This window comes from Amycolatopsis sp. NPDC045836, assembly GCF_056431745.1.
Map to the genome: position 1 here is coordinate 48,406 of NZ_JBWKKF010000013.1, position 17,249 is coordinate 65,654.

General features: G+C 71.7%; 16 protein-coding genes. All 16 read right to left on the reverse strand.

Going from position 1 to position 17,249, the window contains the following annotated elements:
• Nucleotides 1-38 precede the first annotated feature (38 nt).
• The 16 genes from AC07EG_RS24470 to AC07EG_RS24545 all read right to left on the reverse strand — a co-directional run bounded on the left by AC07EG_RS24470 (nt 39) and on the right by AC07EG_RS24545 (nt 17,170).
• Nucleotides 39-491, reverse strand: coding sequence for a CD225/dispanin family protein (locus AC07EG_RS24470; protein WP_478255498.1), 453 nt, complete (start codon nt 489-491; stop codon nt 39-41).
• A gap of 167 nt (nt 492-658) precedes the next feature.
• A complete protein-coding gene (locus AC07EG_RS24475) occupies nt 659-1,537 on the reverse strand; it encodes an RDD family protein (RefSeq protein ID WP_478255499.1) in 879 nt (292 codons plus the stop codon).
• 459 nt (nt 1,538-1,996) lie between these two features.
• Nucleotides 1,997-2,455, reverse strand: a complete 459-nt coding sequence (locus AC07EG_RS24480) for a DUF2752 domain-containing protein (RefSeq protein WP_478255500.1) — start codon at nt 2,453-2,455, stop codon at nt 1,997-1,999.
• Entirely contained in the window at nt 2,452-2,790 is a 339-nt protein-coding gene (locus tag AC07EG_RS24485; RefSeq protein WP_478255501.1) for a CD225/dispanin family protein, read from the reverse strand. The genes AC07EG_RS24480 and AC07EG_RS24485 overlap by 4 nt, the downstream gene beginning before the upstream one ends.
• A 16-nt stretch (nt 2,791-2,806) precedes the next feature.
• Nucleotides 2,807-3,709: a GTPase Era gene (gene era / locus AC07EG_RS24490; RefSeq protein WP_478255502.1), complete on the reverse strand. Its 903-nt coding sequence runs from the start codon at nt 3,707-3,709 to the stop codon at nt 2,807-2,809.
• A 21-nt stretch (nt 3,710-3,730) separates the two neighbouring features.
• Nucleotides 3,731-6,757 (reverse strand): AfsR/SARP family transcriptional regulator, encoded by a 3,027-nt coding sequence (locus AC07EG_RS24495; protein WP_478255503.1) that lies wholly within the window; start codon nt 6,755-6,757, stop codon nt 3,731-3,733.
• A gap of 38 nt (nt 6,758-6,795) precedes the next feature.
• A complete protein-coding gene (locus AC07EG_RS24500) occupies nt 6,796-7,137 on the reverse strand; it encodes a cytidine deaminase (RefSeq protein WP_478255504.1) in 342 nt (113 codons plus the stop codon).
• Nucleotides 7,130-8,479, reverse strand: coding sequence for a hemolysin family protein (locus tag AC07EG_RS24505; RefSeq protein ID WP_478255505.1), 1,350 nt, complete (start codon nt 8,477-8,479; stop codon nt 7,130-7,132). Before AC07EG_RS24505 ends, AC07EG_RS24500 begins: the two co-directional genes overlap by 8 nt.
• Nucleotides 8,480-8,483: 4 nt before the next feature.
• Nucleotides 8,484-9,056 carry an rRNA maturation RNase YbeY gene (gene ybeY, locus AC07EG_RS24510; protein ID WP_478255506.1) on the reverse strand — a complete coding sequence of 191 codons (573 nt, stop codon included), beginning with the start codon at nt 9,054-9,056 and terminating at the stop codon, nt 8,484-8,486.
• Nucleotides 9,053-10,126, reverse strand: coding sequence for a PhoH family protein (locus AC07EG_RS24515; protein WP_478255507.1), 1,074 nt, complete (start codon nt 10,124-10,126; stop codon nt 9,053-9,055). The genes ybeY and AC07EG_RS24515 overlap by 4 nt, the downstream gene beginning before the upstream one ends.
• 128 nt (nt 10,127-10,254) lie before the next feature.
• The gene (locus tag AC07EG_RS24520; protein ID WP_478255508.1) at nt 10,255-10,611 is read right to left on the reverse strand and encodes a histidine triad nucleotide-binding protein; all 357 of its coding nucleotides are present in this window, start codon (nt 10,609-10,611) and stop codon (nt 10,255-10,257) included.
• A gap of 703 nt (nt 10,612-11,314) precedes the next feature.
• Nucleotides 11,315-12,055 carry a 16S rRNA (uracil(1498)-N(3))-methyltransferase gene (locus tag AC07EG_RS24525; protein WP_478255509.1) on the reverse strand — a complete coding sequence of 247 codons (741 nt, stop codon included), beginning with the start codon at nt 12,053-12,055 and terminating at the stop codon, nt 11,315-11,317.
• Nucleotides 12,055-13,215: a molecular chaperone DnaJ gene (gene dnaJ, locus AC07EG_RS24530; RefSeq protein ID WP_478255510.1), complete on the reverse strand. Its 1,161-nt coding sequence runs from the start codon at nt 13,213-13,215 to the stop codon at nt 12,055-12,057. Before dnaJ ends, AC07EG_RS24525 begins: the two co-directional genes overlap by 1 nt.
• A gap of 42 nt (nt 13,216-13,257) precedes the next feature.
• Nucleotides 13,258-14,280: a heat-inducible transcriptional repressor HrcA gene (hrcA, locus tag AC07EG_RS24535; RefSeq protein ID WP_478255511.1), complete on the reverse strand. Its 1,023-nt coding sequence runs from the start codon at nt 14,278-14,280 to the stop codon at nt 13,258-13,260.
• Nucleotides 14,281-14,378: 98 nt separating this feature from the next.
• On the reverse strand, nt 14,379-15,875 hold the full coding sequence (locus AC07EG_RS24540) for a CoA-acylating methylmalonate-semialdehyde dehydrogenase (RefSeq protein ID WP_478255512.1): 1,497 nt from the start codon (nt 15,873-15,875) through the stop codon (nt 14,379-14,381).
• On the reverse strand, nt 15,872-17,170 hold the full coding sequence (locus tag AC07EG_RS24545; protein WP_478255513.1) for an aspartate aminotransferase family protein: 1,299 nt from the start codon (nt 17,168-17,170) through the stop codon (nt 15,872-15,874). The genes AC07EG_RS24540 and AC07EG_RS24545 overlap by 4 nt, the downstream gene beginning before the upstream one ends.
• Nucleotides 17,171-17,249 lie beyond the last annotated feature (79 nt).

Here is a 17,249-nt window from a genome sequence, read left to right on the forward strand (position 1 = left end):
GATCCCCCAAAGAGGCTGGAGTGGTGAAAGGTGAAAAATCAGATGGCGGCGAAGCTGACGATCAGGATGATCAGGCCGAGGACGCAGCCGAGCCCGCCGAGAATGGTGGAGATCAGGCAGATCGTCTTCGTGGTCCGGGACGCCTGTTCCGCCATCTGGTAGTTGCCCTGCATCTTGTACTGGGCGACCTCGTTGGACTTCATGATCGCGAAGATGCCGAGCAGCACCCCGCCGAGGAACAGCGACGCGATCGCCCAGCCCTTGTAGTCCGGGATGTCCTGCACCGGACCACCCGTGCCGGGGCCACCGCCGAACGGCGAGGGCTGCCCGTACGGCGGCGACGGCTGGCCGTAGGGAGCGGGCTGGCCGTAGGGCGGTGAGGGCTGGCCGTAGGGGGCGGGGTTGGCACCCGACGGGGGACCGTAGCCCGGCTGCGGCTGACCGGGCGGCTGCTGGCCGTACGGCGGCTGCTGACCGTAGGGATTGGTCATGGCTTCCCCCTCACTCGGGTTGATCATGTGGTCGCGGTCGCCCGGCGAGCAGGCCGGTGCGCGGGAGCGTACTCGGTCGGGTGACCCCGGCGGCGCGCAGGCACCGGAACGCCGTCACGTCGCGATAGGACGGTAAGCCAAGCGGGCGGGTTCCGCCCCGGGTTTCGCTATTTCGCCTCGACCACGATCGTCTTGACGATCTTGTCGGCGAAGGTCTGGTTCCGCGCGTCCCACAGGGGCCAGAGGAAGCCGACGCAGCAGGCGGCGGAATCCGCCGCGTGACACAGATCTCGCAGGAACGCCTGCCCCGCCCCGATCGGTGCCCCGCTCCGCGCACCGACGAGCTTGATCCCCACCACCCGCCTGCCGAGCGACTGCCCGGTGCGGCCACCCTTGAGCCAGCGGTTGAGCACCACCCACACCAGCCCCCCGAGCCAGCCGGCGCCCACGGTGACGATTCCCGCGGTGACCGATTCGAGCATCACCAGCGCACCGGCCAGCACCACCAGCAGCACGGGCGCCAAATCGATCAGATAACCGGCGACGCGCTTTCCCCAACCGGCCAATTGCTGTTCACCCGGTGCGGCGACCGCTCCCTGACCCGGCTGTTCCAGCTGCCCCGGCTGCCCGAATGCCGACTGGCCCGGCTGGGCGAAGGAGCCCTGGCCTGACTGCCCTGGCTGGGCGAACGGCGCTTGCCCAGCCTGACCGGGCTGAGCGAACGGCGCCTGCCCCGGCTGGGACGACTGACCGGACTGCGCGAAGGGAGCCTGTCCACCCGCCGGAGCCTGCCCGGACTGCTGGCCCGGCAGCGGGAACGGCCCCGGCTGAGCGCCCTGCGGCAAGGGCCCGGACTGCGGCCCGTGGCCGGGCAACGGGAACGGCCCCGACTGCGGCGCCTGGCCGGACAGCGGCAACGACCCCGACTGCGGCGCCTGGCCGGACAGCGGCAACGACCCCGACTGCGGCGCCTGGCCGGGCAACGGGAACGGCCCGCTTTGCTGCCCCACCTGACCGGGCTGCTCGCCCTGCCCGAGCTGCGACACCCGACCCGGCAGCGCCGGCTGGCCGGGCGGCGAAGGTTGGCCGGGCTGCGGGAACGGGCCCGACGGCTGCCCGAATCGCGGCGTCGGCTGGCCGACCGCACCGGGCTGCCCGGAAGGCACGAACGGCCCGGAAGGTACGGAAGCTGCTGAAGGCCCGGAAGCCACGGGAGCCCCGGAAGGCACGGGAGCCCCGGAAGGCACGGGAACCGCGGAAGGCACGGGAACCGCGGAAGGTGCGGGGGCCGCAGTTCCCGGGTGGCTGATCCGCTGCGTCGAACCGGGGTCGTCGCCGAAGACGCTGGGGGCCGCGGCCGGGGCGGGCGGGAAGATGCCCTCCGGGGACACCCGCTGGGTGCGGTCCTCCTCGGCGGGGCGCACGCCGTGCCCGCCGGCGAGCGGTGGCTGCAGGCGGGTGGTCAGCTCGGGCTGGTCTTCGGTCACTGCTTCTCCCAGGAAAGATCAAACGTAAAGCGCGTTGAACGGCGCGAACGGCAGGTTCCGCACGACGAACCAGACGACGAACGCCACCCCGAACGCCAGCGGCGTCCACCGCCAGTGCAGCCAGCTGTTCACCCACCGGCCCCGCCACCGGCCGACCGCCCACGCGACGGTGCTCCACACCGAAAGCAGGACCACCACCAGCGACAGCGCGTTGTAGTGCAGCGCCCCCAGCAGGTCCCCGTGCAGCAGGCTGTACACCATCCGCAACCCACCGCAGCCGGGGCAGGCGATGCCCAGCAGCGAGTGCGTCGGGCAGACCGGCAGGAAACCGCCCGGGGTGGTCGGGTCGCCGATCAGCACGGCCACGCAGCCGGCGGCCCCGGCGGCGGCCACCGCGGCGGGCGGGCCCAGCGCCTTGACGCGTTCGGCGAAGGTCCGGGCCGGAATCCCGTTGTAGATACCGGTGTAGCCGCTCATACCGACGCCAGCCCGAAGATGCCGAGGAAACCGGCGCCGAAGATGAGCACCACGAAGATCACGTAGAGCGCGAGCAGGATCAGCACGCTCAGCGCCGCCCAGATCGACCACAGCTTGGCGTCGTTCGCCGCCTTCTGCGCGGCCTCGAACTGCCCGGTGAACCACAGCGTCTGCACCTGGTTCGCCTTGACGATGGCCACCACGCCCAGTGGCATGCAGCACATCAGCGTGGTCAGGATGGCCCACACCAGGTGGTTCTCCGGCGGCGGACCGTAGTTCGGCGGGCCGTATCCGTGACCGGGGTAACCCGGTGGTTGCTGAAACGGACCGGTCATCCGCCCCCTCCTCGCATCAGAACCCCAGCCGCCGCAGCTGCTTCGGGTCGCGCTGCCATTCCTTCGCCACCTTGACGTGCAGGTCGAGGTAGACCTTGCTGCCGAGCAGCGCCTCGATCTGCCGCCGGGCCGCGGCCCCCACCTGCTTGAGCCGTTCCCCCTTGTGCCCGAGGATTATGCCCTTCTGACTGGGGCGCTCCACATACAGGAACGCGTGAACGTCGATCAGATCGTTACGTCCCTCGCGCGGCAGCATCTCCTCGACGGTCACCGCGATCGAGTGCGGCAGCTCGTCGTGCACGCCTTCGAGCGCGGCCTCGCGGATCAGCTCGGCGACCAGCGTCTGCTCCGGTTCGTCGGTCAGGTCGCCGTCCGGGTACAGCTGCGGTCCCTCGGGCAGCCGCCGCACCAGCAGGTCGGCCAGTGTCTGCACCTGGAAGCCGTCGACCGCGGAAACCGGGACCAGCTCGGCGAACTCCATCACCTGCTGCAGCGCCAGCAGTTGCGCGGCCACCTGCTCCTTCGGCACCAGGTCGGTTTTGGTCACCACGCCGATCACCGGGGTGCGGCGGGCGATCTTGGTCAGTTCGGCGGCGATGAACCGGTCACCGGGGCCCACCTTCTCGTCGGCGGGCACGCAGAAGCCCACCACGTCCACTTCGGACCAGGTGGAGTGCACGATGTCGTTGAGCCGCTCACCGAGCAGCGTGCGCGGCCGGTGCAGCCCCGGCGTGTCCACGATGACCAGTTGCGCGTCCTCGCGGTGCACCACCCCCCGGATCGCGTGCCGGGTGGTCTGCGGCTTGCTCGAGGTGATCGCGACCTTGCTGCCGACCAGCGCGTTGGTCAGCGTGGACTTGCCCGCGTTCGGGCGGCCGACGAAGCAGGCGAAACCGGAGCGGTGGGTGGTGGTGCTCATCCGCCCATCCTCCCTGACGCTTCACGCCGTCGACTCGGTGATCCCCCCGAGCAGTTCGTCCAGCTCGGCGGCGCCGGCGCGGTTGCCCAGTTCGAGGTGCAGCGCCCTGGCTTCGGTCCAGGTTCCGACGGCTTCGGCCACCCGTCCGGTTCCGTGCAGGGCGCGGCCGAGTTTGGCCAGCGCGCCCGGCAGCCGCGCGACCAGCCTGCGTTCGCGGTATTCGGCCACGTACCCGCTCAGCTCGGCCGCCGCGAGGTCGTAGCGGCCCTGTTCGAGGTGGACCTCGGCGAGCAGCTCCATCGGCAGGAAGCTGCTGGAGTGGTGCCGGTAGCCCGCCACCGCCTCGACCGCCTGGTCCAGCGTGTCCTCGGCGGCCCGCAGGTCACCGGTGCGCAGGTGCAGGTCACCGAGGTGGGTCAGGGTCAGGGTGTGGAAGCCGATGTGGTCCAGCCTGCGGAACCCGGCCGCGGCGGTGCGGTAGGCGTCCACCGCCTCGTCCCACTGCCCGCGGTCCTGGCGCAGGTTGCCCAGCCGCATCCACGCCTCGGCCTCCGCCCTGGCGAAGCCGATCGCCCCGGCCAGCCGCCGGACCTCCAGCACGCACCGCAGCGCCTGATCGGCTTCGCCGCGCACGCGGTGGATGATCGACTCGTTGATCAGCGACAGGATCGTGGTGCGGTGCTTGCCCTGCTCCCCGCTGAGCCGCCGGCTCTCGGCGTAGGCGGCCATCGATTCGTCGTAGGCGCCTTCGAGCCGCAGGCCCAGCCCGAGCAGCGACAACGCCTGCGCGCGGCCGGTGTCGTGCCCGAGTTCGGCGAACAGCCGCTCGGCCCGGCGCGCGTACCGCAGGCAGTCCGCGCTGCCGCGGCCCCAGGCCCGGTCGGCCAGCCCGCGCAGCAGCACCGCCGCGCCGAGCCGGTCGCCGCCGGCTTCGCAGCACCGCAGCGCGGCCAGGTGCGTGCGTTCCCAGTCCTGCCCGAGCACGCGGTATTCGAAGTAACCGACCAGCGCCTCGGCGATCTGCCAGCCGATCGGCACCCGCGCGCCACCGGTGACGATCGCCTGGAGGTTGCGGGCCTCGACGTCGAACCAGCCCGCCGCGTTGCCGCCGAGGATCTCCGGTTCCTCGGCGGAGAGCCGTTCCCGGTCCGGGCAGTTCGAAATCCGTTCCAGCGTCCGGTTGTCGAGCAGGTCGTCGGCGGCTTCGGCGAGCGAGAGCCAGGCCGTGCGCGCCCGGCCCAGTGCCGCCTCGAGCTGCTCCGGCGGCTCGCTCTCCTCGGCGCGTTCCCTGGCGAACAGCCGGGTCAGGTCGTGCAGCCGGTACCGCGTCTGCCCGCAGACGTCGATGCCGACCACCTCCACCAGGTGCACGTCGACCAGCGCGTCCAGGGTGCTCTCCGCCTGCTCGGCGGGCACGTCCAGCAGGGCGGCGCAGACCCACGACGCGAAGTCGGTGACGTCGAGCAGGCCGAGCAGGCGCAGCGCCCGCTGCTCGGCGGGCCGCAGCCCGGTGTAGCTCAGCGCCAGGCTCGCCCGGACCGCGAGGTCCCCGGCCACCAGTTCGTCGAGCCTGCCGCACTCGTCGGCCAGCCGGGCCGCGAGCTGGCCGATGCCGAGCCGCGACCGGGCCACCAGCTTCGCCCCGGCCACCCGCACCGCCAGCGGCAGGTACCCGCACAGCCGGATGATCTCGGCGACCGGACCGGGTTCGGCCTCGACCCGGTCCCGGCCGACCACCCCGGCGAGGAAGGCCCACGCCTGCGGCGGGGTGAACACCTCGACGTCGAGGGACCGCCCGCCTTCCAGGCCGCTGAGCCGGGTGCGGCTGGTGACCACCACCGCGCAGCCCGCCGACCCGGGCAGCAGCGGGCGCACCTGCTCCTCACCCGCGGCGTTGTCCAGCAGCACCAGCACCCGGCGCCCGGCCAGCTTGCTGCGGAACAACGCCGCGCGGTCGGCCAGCTCGTCCGGGATGGCACCGCCGTCCACCCCGAGCGAGAGCAGGAAGCTGGCCAGCACCCGCGCCGGATCGCGCACCACCTCCTGGGTGCCGCACAGGTCCACGTAGAGCTGCCCGTCCGGGAAGTGCTCGGTGACCAGGTGCGCGGCCCGCACGGCGAGCGTGGTCTTGCCGACCCCGCCCTGCCCGGCCAGCGTCACCACCGGCACGGCTTCACCGGGTGCGGTCAGCGTGCGCACCAGTTCCTCGAGTTCGGTGGTGCGGCCGGTGAAGTCGCCCACCGTCGGCGGCAGCTGCGCCGGGCCGTCGAACGCCTCGCGGGCCGGGGTGCGTGGCCGGCGCACCGGCTGGTGCCGCAGCGATTCCCCGCGCAGCACGGCCTGTTCGAGCGCCTTGAGCTCGGCCGTGGGCTCCAGGCCGAGTTCACGGCCGAGCCGCCGGTGCAGCCTGCGGTAGGCGGCGAGCGCGTCCCTGGTGCGGCCGGTGCGGTGCAGCGCGATCATCAGCTGCGCCCACAGCCGCTGCTCGAACGGGTGCTCGTGGGTCAGCGCGAGCAGCGCGGGCACCAGTTCGGCCGCGCGGTCCAGCCGGAGCACCGCGTCGTGGTAGTCGAGCAGCGCGCCGACCCGCTCGTGTTCCAGCGCGGGTGCGATCCGCTCGGAGATCAGCTCCGATTCGATGCCCGCCATCGGCGCCCCGCGCCACAGGCAGAGCGCGCGCTGGAACAACTCGGCGGCCGTCGCGTCGTCGTGCCAGGCCAGTTCCCGCGCCTTCGCCACCGACGCGCGGAAGCGGTGCAGGTCGACCCGGGACGGCGCCACGTCGATGAGGTAACCGTTGGCCCTGGCCAGGATCTGCACCGGGTGCCCGGCGAACGAGCGGCGCAGCCGCGAAACCACCACCTGCACCGCGTTGCGCACGGTGTCCGGCCAGTCCTCGCCCCACAACGCGTCGGCGATCCGCTCCAGCGGCACCACCTGCCCCGGTTCGAGCAGGAGCATGGCCAGCAGGCAGCGCTGCCTGCCCGCGCTGACCGTGCCGCTGGGCACGCCGGTGATCTCGAGTGGTCCCAAGATCCCGAAGTCCACGCGTTCTCCCGCAGCGTCGGCGAGTGGTCAGGTCCCGCCTAGCGCAGCACTTCCTGCACCGATCCGGAAGGGTCCGCGCGAAAAATAGGGGCATCGGCGGAAAGATCGCGGACCGCGTGCACCGAGGGCTCGCGGAAGACCGGCTCGGCGGAGACCACCGCGGCCGCCTCCAGCCCCTCCGCCCCGCTCGACACCGCGGCCGCCACCGCCGCCTGCAACGCGGTGAGCTGGAACGACGGCAGGTCGATGGTGGTCGCCGCGTAGGTGCGGCCGTCGGTGTCCCTGACCGCGGCGCCCTCCTCGGCACCGGTCCTGGCCCTGGCCGACCGGGCGAGGATGACGATCTTCTCGTCCTCGGCACCCAGCTCCACCTCAGGCATGCTCCACGCTCCGATCCCGTTCGTCCTGCTCGTCCCGTTCCTCGCGCGGCACCCGCACCCGCCGCCCGGCGATCGTCTCGTCGCTGGCCCGCACCACCACGGTGGTGATCCGCATCCGGCCGCGCCGGTCCTTGCCGCCCTCGGCGTGCAGCCGCAGCCCGGCGACCTCGGCTTCGGCACCGGGCAGCGGCACCCGGCCGAGCCGTTGCGCGAGCAGCCCGCCGACGGTCTCCACGTCGTGGTCGTCGAGTTCGATGCCGAACAGCTCACCGAGGTCGTCCACGCCGAGCCGCGCCGACACCCGCACCGAGGACTCGTCCAGCGCCTCGACCGGCGGTCGCTCGTCGGCGTCGGACTCGTCGGTGATCTCGCCGACGATCTCCTCCAGGATGTCCTCGATGGTCAGCAGGCCCGCGGTGCCGCCGTACTCGTCGATCGCGATGGCCAGGTGGTGGCGCGAGACCTGCATCTCCTTGAGCAGTTCGTCGAGCCGCTTGGAGTCGGGCACGAAGCTGGCCTGGCTCATCAGCTCGCGCACCTCACGCGCGGCGCCGCCGTCGGCCATCGAGGCCCGCACCAGGTCCTTGATGTTGACCACACCGACGATGTCGTCGACCGACTCGTCGATCACCGGCAGCCGGGTGAACCCGGAGCGCAGCGAGAGCGCCAGCGCCTGCCGCACCGACTTGCCCTGCTCGATCCAGACGATCTCGGTGCGCGGCACCATCACCTCGCGGGCCACGGTGTCACCCAGCTCGAACACCGAGTGGATCATCTCGCGCTCGGAGTCCTCCACCACCCCGCGTTCCTGGGCGAGGTCGACCAGTTCACGCAGCTCGACCTCGGAGGTGAACGGGCCTTCGCGGAAGCCCTTGCCGGGGGTGATCGCGTTGCCCAGCAGGATCAGCAGCCTGCTCAGCGGCCCGAGCACGGTGCCGAGCGCCCGCACCAGCCCGGCGACCACCAGGCCGACGCGGTACGGGTGCTGGCGGCCGATGGTGCGCGGCCCGACCCCGATCAGCACGTAGCTGACCAGGATCATCACCAGGCCCGCGACCACCACGGCCAGCGAGACCGGCTCGATCCAGCGCAGGAACACCACGGTGACCAGCACCGTGGAGGTCAGCTCGCAGCCCAGCCGCAGCAGGAGCAGCAGGTTGATGTGGCGGCGGCGTTCGGCGATCACCGCGACCAGCTGGCGGGCCCCGGCCCGGCCCAGCCGCACCATGCCCTCGGCCCTGGCCTGCGAGACCGTGCTCACCGCGGCGTCCGCCGCGGCGAACACCCCGCCGAGCAGGACCAGGGCCACGGCGACGAGCAGCAGGGAGGTCGAGCTGGTCATCGGCTCAGCCGGGTTCGCCCGGTTCGCCGGGCTCGGCGGGTTCGGCCACCCGGTCCAGCCCCGCGGTGCCGAGCAGCCGGTCGTCGGCGTTGCGCTGCGCGTCCTGCCTGCGCACCGCCGCGGTGGCCGCGCGGAACTCGGTCAGGATGCGCTTCTGCAGCCCGAACATCTCCTTCTCCTCGGCCGGTTCCGCGTGGTCGTAGCCGAGCAGGTGCAGCACGCCGTGCACGGTGAGCAGGTGCAGTTCCTCGGTCAGCGAGTGACCGGCGGTGTGCGCCTGGTCCTTCGCGAACGCCGGGCAGAGCACGATGTCGCCGAGCAGCGCCGGGGAGGCGTCCGCGGCGTCGGGACGGCGGGTGGAGTCCAGCTCGTCCATCGGGAAGGCCATCACGTCGGTCGGACCCGGCAGGTCCATCCACCGCTCGTGCAGGTCCTCCATCACGTCCAGGGTGACCAGCAGCACCGACAGCTCGGCCAGCGGGCTGACCTCCATCTTGTCCAGCGCGAACCGGGCCGCCGAGACGATGGAGGCCTCGTCGACGCCGACGCCGGACTCGTTGGCGATCTCGATGCTCACCGGCGCTGGCCCTTCCAGCCGTTGGTGCTCTCGGTGGCGTCCTGGACCGCCTGCCACTTCTCGTAGGCGTCGACGATGTCGCCGACCAGGCGGTGGCGCACCACGTCCTGGCTGGTCAGCGTGGCGAAGTGCAGGTCGTCCACGCCCTCGAGGATCTCGCGCACCACCCGCAGGCCGCTGCGCTGCCCGCTGGGCAGGTCGACCTGGGTGACGTCGCCGGTGACCACGATCTTCGAGCCGAAGCCGAGCCGGGTCAGGAACATCTTCATCTGCTCCGGCGTGGTGTTCTGCGCCTCGTCGAGGATGATGAACGCGTCGTTGAGGGTGCGGCCGCGCATGTAGGCCAGCGGCGCGATCTCGATGGTGCCCGCCTGCATCAGCCGCGGGATCGACTCGGGGTCGACCATGTCGTGCAGGGCGTCGTAGAGCGGGCGCAGGTACGGGTCGATCTTCTCGTTGAGCGTGCCGGGCAGGTAACCCAGCCGCTCCCCGGCCTCGACCGCCGGGCGGGTCAGCACGATCCGGGTGACCAGCTTGCCCTGCAGCGCCTGCACGGCCTTCGCCATGGCCAGGTAGGTCTTGCCGGTGCCTGCCGGGCCGACGCCGAAGACGACGGTGTGCTTGTCGATCGCGTCGACGTAGCGCTTCTGGTTCAGCGTCTTGGGCCGGATGGTGCGCCCGCGGCGGGACAGGATGTCCATGCTGAGCACGTCGGCGGGCGATTCGGCGCCACCGGCGGAGAGCATGCCGACGGTGCGGCGCACCGTGCCGGGGTCGACCTGCTGGCCGCGCTCGGCCAGCGTGACCAGCTCGGCGAACACCCGCTCGGCGAAGGCCACGTCGGCCGGGTCACCGGTGAGGGTGACCTCGTTGCCGCGGACGTGGACGTCGGCGGTGAGCAGTTCTTCGGCGACGCGCAGGTTCTCGTCCCGCGACCCCAGCAGGGTCAGCGCGGCGGCGTCGGGAATGGGGAATCGGGACTTCGCGTCCGGCGTGGCTGCCGCCTCGACCTGCTGGTCGTCACGCGGGACTTCGGATCGGGCGGCTCCACCCGGTGCGGTACCGGCCACTGGGCCTCGGGCCTGCTTTCTGCGCTTGCGCTGCTGGTCGTGAGTTGTTTGGTCACCCACGATGCTAGCGGTAGGCGGCCCGGCGGCGCAGGTGGTTACCCCGCGGCCGGCTGGTGACCGGCTTGTGGCTAGCCCAGTTTGCCGAAGTGGCCGAGCTGTTCCCCGCCGAGCACGTGGGCGTGGACGTGGAAGACCGTCTGGCCGGCGTCGCCTCCGGTGTTGAACACCACGCGGTAGCCGCTGGTGGTGATGCCCTCGAGCTCGGCGACCTTGGCCGCGGTGGCGGCCACCTCGGCCAGCCCCTCGGCGTCGGCGGCGGCGAACTCGGCGAGGTTGCGGTACCGCTTCTTCGGCACGACCAGCACGTGCACCCTGGCCTGGGGCTGGATGTCGCGGAAGGCGAGGGTGTTCTCGGTCTCGTGCACGATGTCCGCCGGGATCTCCCTGGCGATGATCTTCTCGAAGAGGGTCTCCGCGTCGTTCATACCGAGACCCTAGCGGTTCGGGGACCCCACCCCGCTCGCCCATTGTGACGACGGCGGAGAAGGGGGGCTCTGGTTGGTGCTCCTGCACCCTTCCCCCTCACTTCCCAGCCCCACCCGGACACCCCTTTTCTCGCTGGGCTGCCCCCACCCATTTCCGCTGGGCTGCCCCCACTCACTTCCCGCTAGGCTGCCCGCACTCCGGCTCTGCTGCGCGGGCCGCCCTCTCAAGACCCGGCCGCACACACGTGTGGGCCCGACGGCGCACGCGTTCGGCGACCAAAGGTGCCGCCCACCAAACGAAACCCGCCAACGGAAAGGCGAGCGAAGCGAAGCCACGCGGGGGGTCCAGGGGGCTTGCCCCCTGGCGGGGGGTCTGGGGGTTCGACCCCCAGAAGACACACGTTCCGTCGTCCCCCGCGAAGGGCAACGCCCGAGCAGGGACGACGAACGCAAGGAACGCCGCGGGGCGGTGGAACCTGGGGGTCGCTCCACCGCCGCCGCGGCTCCGCCGGACCGAGGGGGGAGGTGTCCGGCGGGGACTCCGGTGCACGGGCTTCGAGCCGCTGTGCCCGGAAACCGTGTGTGCTGTCTCGGATGACCAGAGTAACGGCTGAAGCTGTGGGCGCGCCAGGTCAGGGCGTAAAATTACGCCGAATAATTTCTCGGGTTTCGAATACCTCCGGTAGCCCGATCCGCCTGGTGGTCAACCCCAGCGTGAGGTGAGCGCGCCAAGTGCGCCGAGGGCCACCGCGGCGGCGGTGGAGGTCCGCAGGACGGTCCGGCCTAGTCTGACCGGACGTGCCCCGGCGTCCGAGAGCAGGGACAGCTCGGCCGGTGCGATTCCGCCTTCCGGGCCCACCACCAGCAACAGGTTCCCGGTCGCCGGAAGGCCGGCGTCCGCCAGGCGGACACCGGCTTCGGCTTCCAGCACCAGGGCGCGGTCGACTTCGCCGGCCAGGGCGGCCAGTTGCCCGGTGGTGACCGGGCCGGTGACTTCCGGCAGGCGTGTGCGCCTGGCCTGCTTCGCGGCGGCGCGGGCGGTGGAGCGCCAGCGGGCCAGTGCCTTCTCCCCGCGTGGGCCCTCTTCCCACTTCGCCACGCTGCGGGCGGCCCGCCACGGCACGATCTCGTCGGCCCCCGCCTCGGTGGCCAGTTCCACGGCGAGTTCCCCGCGGTCGCCCTTGGCCAGCGCCTGCGCGACGATCACGCGCAGCGCCGGCTCGGGCTCGGACCACGACTCCTCGACCCGCAGGGTGAGCGTGGCGTCGCGGCCGGGGTGGACGGACTCGGTCACGCACCGGGCACCGCCGCCGCGGCCGTCGGTGAGCACGACGCGCTCACCGGGCCGGATCCGGCGCACGGTCGCCGCGTGCCGGGCCTCCTCCCCGTCGAGCACCGCGTGGTCGCCCGACGGCAGGGCGCCGACCAGGAAAACCGGGTCCACTACCGGCTCTTGGTGCGCAACTTCGAGAACAGCCCGCCGTGCTTGCCGTTGCCCGCCAGCGTCGGCGAGTCCTCCCCGCGCACCTGGGCCAGCTCGCGCAGCAGCTCGCGCTGCGCTTCGTCGAGCTTGGTCGGGACCACGACCTCGACGTGCACGTGCAGGTCACCGCGGCCGTCCACGCGCCCGGACGAACGCAGCCGCGGCATGCCCTTGCCGGTCAGCACCAGCTCGGTGTTCGGCTGCGTGCCCGGCTCGATCTCCAGCTCGTGCTCACCGTCGATCAGCGTGTCCATCGGCATCTTCGCGCCCAGCGCAGCCGTGGTCATCGGCACGCTCAGCTTGCAGTGCAGGTCGTTGCCCTGGCGGATGAACACCTCGTGCGGTGCCTCGTCGATCTCGACGTACAGGTCACCGGCGGGCCCGCCGCCGGGACCGACCTCGCCCTGGCCGGACAGCCGGATCCGCATGCCGTCACCGACACCGGGCGGCACCTTCGCGGTGACCGTGCGGCGCGAGCGCACCCGGCCGTCGCCACCGCACTGGCGGCACGGGTCGGTGATGACCTCGCCGAACCCGCGGCAGACCGGGCAGGCGCGCGCGGTGACCACCTGGCCGAGGAACGACCGCTGCACCGACTGGATCTCCCCCTGGCCACCGCAGGTGTCGCAGGTCTTCGTGGTGGCACCGGCCGCCGTGCCCGCCCCGCGGCACAGGTCGCACAGGATCGCCGTGTCGACGGTGATCTCCTTGTCGACGCCGGTGGCGCACTCCTCCAGCGTCAGGCCGATGCGGATGAGCGCGTCCGAACCCGGCTGCACCCGGCTGCGCGGGCCCCGCCCGCGGCCACCACCACCGGCGGCACCGCCGAAGAAGGCGTCCATGATGTCGCCGAGCCCGCCGAAGCCGCCGAACGGGTCGCCCCCGCCACCGCGGGCGGCCCCGCCGTCCATCGGGTCACCGCCGAGGTCGACGATCTTGCGCTTCTGCGGGTCGGACAGCACCTCGTACGCCGTGGTCACCTCGCCGAAGCGGTGCTTGGCGTCCTCGGACGGGTTGACGTCCGGGTGGAGTTCCCTGGCGAGCTTGCGGTACGCGCGCTTGATCTCCTGATCAGTCGCGTTCTTCGCGACACCGAGCGTGCCGTAGTAGTCCCTGGCCACCGTACTGCCGTCCTCCTGCCGAAAAACCTCGAAAAAGCGGGCTCACCTGCCCGAGAGCATCTGCCCCACGTAGTTGGCCACCGCGCGCACCGCGGCGATGGTGCTCGGGTAGTCCATCCTCGTCGGCCCGACGATCCCCATGCCGCCGAGCAGGGTGTCCATGCCGTAGCCGACCGACACCACCGAGGTGCTCCGCATCTGCTCGTCCTCATTTTCCTCGCCGATGCGCACCGTGACCGCACCGGGGTTGCGGGCCGCCGCGAGCAGCTTCAGCACCACCACCTGCTCCTCCAGCGCCTCCAGCACCTGGCGCAGCGAACCCGGGAAGTCCGCCACGTTGCGGGTCAGGTTCGCGGTGCCACCGAGCACCAGCCGTTCCTCCGGGTGCTCCACCAGCGACTCGACCAGCACGGTACACACCCGGGTGGTGGCGTCGCGCAGGTCGGAGGGGGCCTGCTCGGGCAGCTCGGCCACCCTGGCCGCCGCCTCGGCCAGCCGGCGCCCGGCCAGCGCGGCGTTCAGCGAGGTCCGCAGCCGGGAGACCGCCTCCTCGGTGATCACGTCGCCGATGTCCACCGTGCGCTGGTCGACCCGGCCGGTGTCGGTGATCAGCACCAGCATCAGCCGGGCCGGGGTCAGCGGCACCACCTCGAGGTGGCGCACGCTGGAGTTGGTCATCATCGGGTACTGCACCACCGCGACCTGCCTGGTCAGCTGCGCGAGCAGGCGCACGGAGCGGCGGAGCACGTCCTCCATGTCGACCGCGCCGTCGAGGAACGAGGTGATCGCCCGGCGCTCGGCCGCGGACAGCGGCTTGATCTCGGAGAGCCGGTCGACGAAGACCCGGTAGCCCTTGTCGGTGGGGATGCGGCCGGCGCTGGTGTGCGGCTGGGTGATGTAGCCCTCTTCCTCGAGCGCCGCCATGTCGTTGCGGACTGTGGCGCTGGACACACCCAGGTTGTGCCGGTCCACGATCGCCTTGGAGCCGACCGGCTCCTGGTTCGACACGTAGTCGGCGACGATGGCGCGCAACACCTCGAACCGGCGCTCTTCCGCGTTGGCCACGCCTGCCTCACCTCCGCCTCCGCCTGCCACGATCAGGTCAAGTTTACGGAAAGCTGCGCCTGCCGCGCTCAAGGCGGGCGGAGGTGGGGCGCGGCGGGTCAGGTGTTGCGCGGGAAGCCGAGGTTCACCCCGCCGTGGGACGGGTCGGGCCAGCGCGAGGTGACCACCTTGGTGCGGGTGAAGAAGTGGAAGCCCTCCGGCCCGTAGGCGTGGCTGTCGCCGAACAGCGAGTCCTTCCAGCCGCCGAACGAGTAGTAGCCGACCGGCACCGGGATCGGCACGTTCACCCCGACCATGCCGACCTCGACCTCGTTCTGGAACCGCCGCGCGGCGCCGCCGTCGCTGGTGAAGATGGCCGTGCCGTTGCCGTACGGGTTCGCGTTGACCAGCTCGACGGCGGGCTCGTAGCCCTCGGCGCGGACCACCGAGAGCACCGGCCCGAAGATCTCGTCGCGGTAGATCGACATCTCCGGCGAGACCCCGTCGAACAGGGTCGGGCCGAGCCAGTAGCCGCCGTCCTCGCCGGCCACCTCGATCCCGCGCCCGTCCACCACCAGCTCCGCGCCCGCCTCGACGCCCGCCTCCACATAGGACTCCACCTTGGCGTGGTGCGCGGCGGTGACCAGCGGGCCCATCTCCGAGTCCGGGTGCCTGCCGTCACCGACCCGCAGCTTCCGGATGCGCTCGGTGATCTTGGCGACCAGTTCGTCGCCGACCGGGTCGACCGCGACCACCACGGAGACCGCCATGCAGCGCTCCCCCGCCGAGCCGAACCCGGCCGAGACCGCGGCGTCGGCGGCCAGGTCGAGGTCGGCGTCGGGCAGCACCACCATGTGGTTCTTCGCACCGCCGAGCGCCTGCACCCGCTTGCCGTGCCGGGTACCGGTTTCGTAGACGTAGCGCGCGATCGGCGTGGATCCGACGAACGAGATCGCCTTGACCTCGGGGTGCTCCAGCAGCCCGTCCACCGCGACCTTGTCCCCGTGCAGCACGTTCAGCACCCCGGCGGGCAACCCGGCCTCGGCGAACAGCTCGGCGATGAAGTTGGCCGCCGACGGGTCCTTCTCGCTCGGCTTGAGCACCACGGTGTTGCCGCAGGCGATGGCGTTCGGCACGAACCACAGCGGCACCATGGCCGGGAAGTTGAACGGCGAGATCACCCCGACCACGCCGAGCGGCTGCGCGATCGAGTACACGTCGACCCCGGTGGACGCCTGCTCGCTGAACCCGCCCTTGAGCAGTTGCGCCGCCCCGCAGGCGTATTCGACGTTCTCGATGGCGCGGGCGATCTCCCCGGCGGCGTCCGACTCGACCTTGCCGTGCTCGCTGGTGACGATCTTGGCCAGCTCGTGCTTGCGGGCCGAGAGCAGCTCGCGGAAGGCGAACAGCACCCGCGTGCGCGCCGCCAGCGAAGCCTTCCGCCAGCCGGGGAAGGCGTTCTTCGCCGCGCCCACGGCCGCTTCGACCTCGGCGGCCCCGGCGAAGTCGACCCGCGCGGCCACCCGCCCGGTCGCCGGGTCGAACACCTCCCCGGACCGCTCGGCGGTCCCGCTGAAGGGCTTGCCGCCGATCCAGTGGCTGATCCGTTCCGTCACTTGCGTGCCTCCTGCGCCGCGGCGATCGATCCTTCGAGGATTTCCAGTGCCTCACCGGTTTCGGCGTCGGTGAGGGTCATCGGCGGGGCCAGCCGGATCACGTTGCCGTGCAGCCCGCCCTTGCCCACCAGCAGCCCGCGCCGCTTCGCCTCCTCCAGCACCACCCCGGCGGACGGCGGGCTGGGCGAGCGGTCGGCCTCGACCAGTTCGAGCCCGATCATCAGCCCCTTGCCGCGCACGTCCCCGAGCACATCGTACTTTCCGGCCAGGTCGCGCAGGCCGCCGAACAGCGTGTCGCCCTGCTTGGCCGCGTTGCCCTGCAGGTCGTTGTCCAGCAGGTAGTCCAAAGTGGCCTTCGCGCCGGCGGTGGAGACCGGGTTGCCGCCGAAGGTGGAGATGGAGTTGGCCCGCAGGCAGTCCATCACCTCACCGCGTGCCACCACCCCGCCGATGGCCAGGCCGTTCCCGAGCCCCTTGGCGAAGGTCATCACGTCCGGGGTGACGCCGTGCGCCTGCATGCCCCAGAAGTGCTCCCCGGTGCGCCCCCAGCCGGTCTGCACTTCATCGGAGATGAGCAGGATGCCGTGCTCGTCGAGCACCTCCTTGAAGGCGCCGAAGAAGCCGTCCGGCGGCACGTTGAACCCGCCGACGCCCTGGATCGGCTCGGCGATCATCGCGGCCACGTCGCCGGAGGTGCTGGTCTGCAGCACGTCACGCAGGTCTTCGGTGCAGGCGGCGATGAAGCCGGCATCGGACAGCGAAGCGAACGGGCTGCGGTACCGGTACCCGCCGTGCACGTAGCTGACCTTGACCGGCGAGAGCGAGCTGGCCGACCAGCCCCGGTTGCCGGTGATGCCGACCGTGGCGAAGGCCCGGCCGTGGTAGGAGTTGCGCAGCGCCAGGATCTGGTTGCTGCGCCGGTACTGCGTCGCCAGCATCAGCGCGGTCTCGTTGGCCTCGGTGCCCGAGTTGGTGAAGAACACCTTCGCGCCCTCGATGCCGGACAGCCCGGCGATCTGCTCGGCCAGCTCTACCTGCTTGCGGATCAGGTACAGCGTCGAGGTGTGCAGCACCCCGGTGTCGAGCTGGCGGCGGATCGCCTCGGAGATCTCCGCGACGTCGTAACCGATGGCGTTGGTCAGGATGCCGGCGAAGAAGTCGAGGTAGGTGTTCCCGTCCGCGTCGGTGACCCGGCGCCCCTGAGCCCGCACGATCTCGATCGGCTCGTCGTAGTAGAGGGCCAGCCAGTTCGGCAGGACGGCGCGATGCCGGGAGAGCAGCTCCGATTCGGTCATGCAGCCGAGTGTGCGGACCGGCCCGGCGGGGGCGCCACGAGCAACCTGTACGGACTCCGCGCCGCGCCCGTACAGTCTG

Bases quoted from the DNA above. Each gene is read 5' to 3' on its own strand.
- AC07EG_RS24485 (WP_478255501.1), bottom strand. From the start codon at position 2,790: ATGACCGGTCCGTTTCAGCAACCACCGGGTTACCCCGGTCACGGATAC.
- AC07EG_RS24545 (WP_478255513.1), bottom strand. From the start codon at position 17,170: ATGACCGAATCGGAGCTGCTCTCCCGGCATCGCGCCGTCCTGCCGAAC.
- AC07EG_RS24520 (WP_478255508.1), bottom strand. From the start codon at position 10,611: ATGAACGACGCGGAGACCCTCTTCGAGAAGATCATCGCCAGGGAGATC.
- AC07EG_RS24500 (WP_478255504.1), bottom strand. From the start codon at position 7,137: ATGCCTGAGGTGGAGCTGGGTGCCGAGGACGAGAAGATCGTCATCCTC.
- era (WP_478255502.1), bottom strand. From the start codon at position 3,709: ATGAGCACCACCACCCACCGCTCCGGTTTCGCCTGCTTCGTCGGCCGC.
- AC07EG_RS24505 (WP_478255505.1), bottom strand. From the start codon at position 8,479: ATGACCAGCTCGACCTCCCTGCTGCTCGTCGCCGTGGCCCTGGTCCTG.
- AC07EG_RS24480 (WP_478255500.1), bottom strand. From the start codon at position 2,455: ATGAGCGGCTACACCGGTATCTACAACGGGATTCCGGCCCGGACCTTC.
- AC07EG_RS24470 (WP_478255498.1), bottom strand. From the start codon at position 491: ATGACCAATCCCTACGGTCAGCAGCCGCCGTACGGCCAGCAGCCGCCC.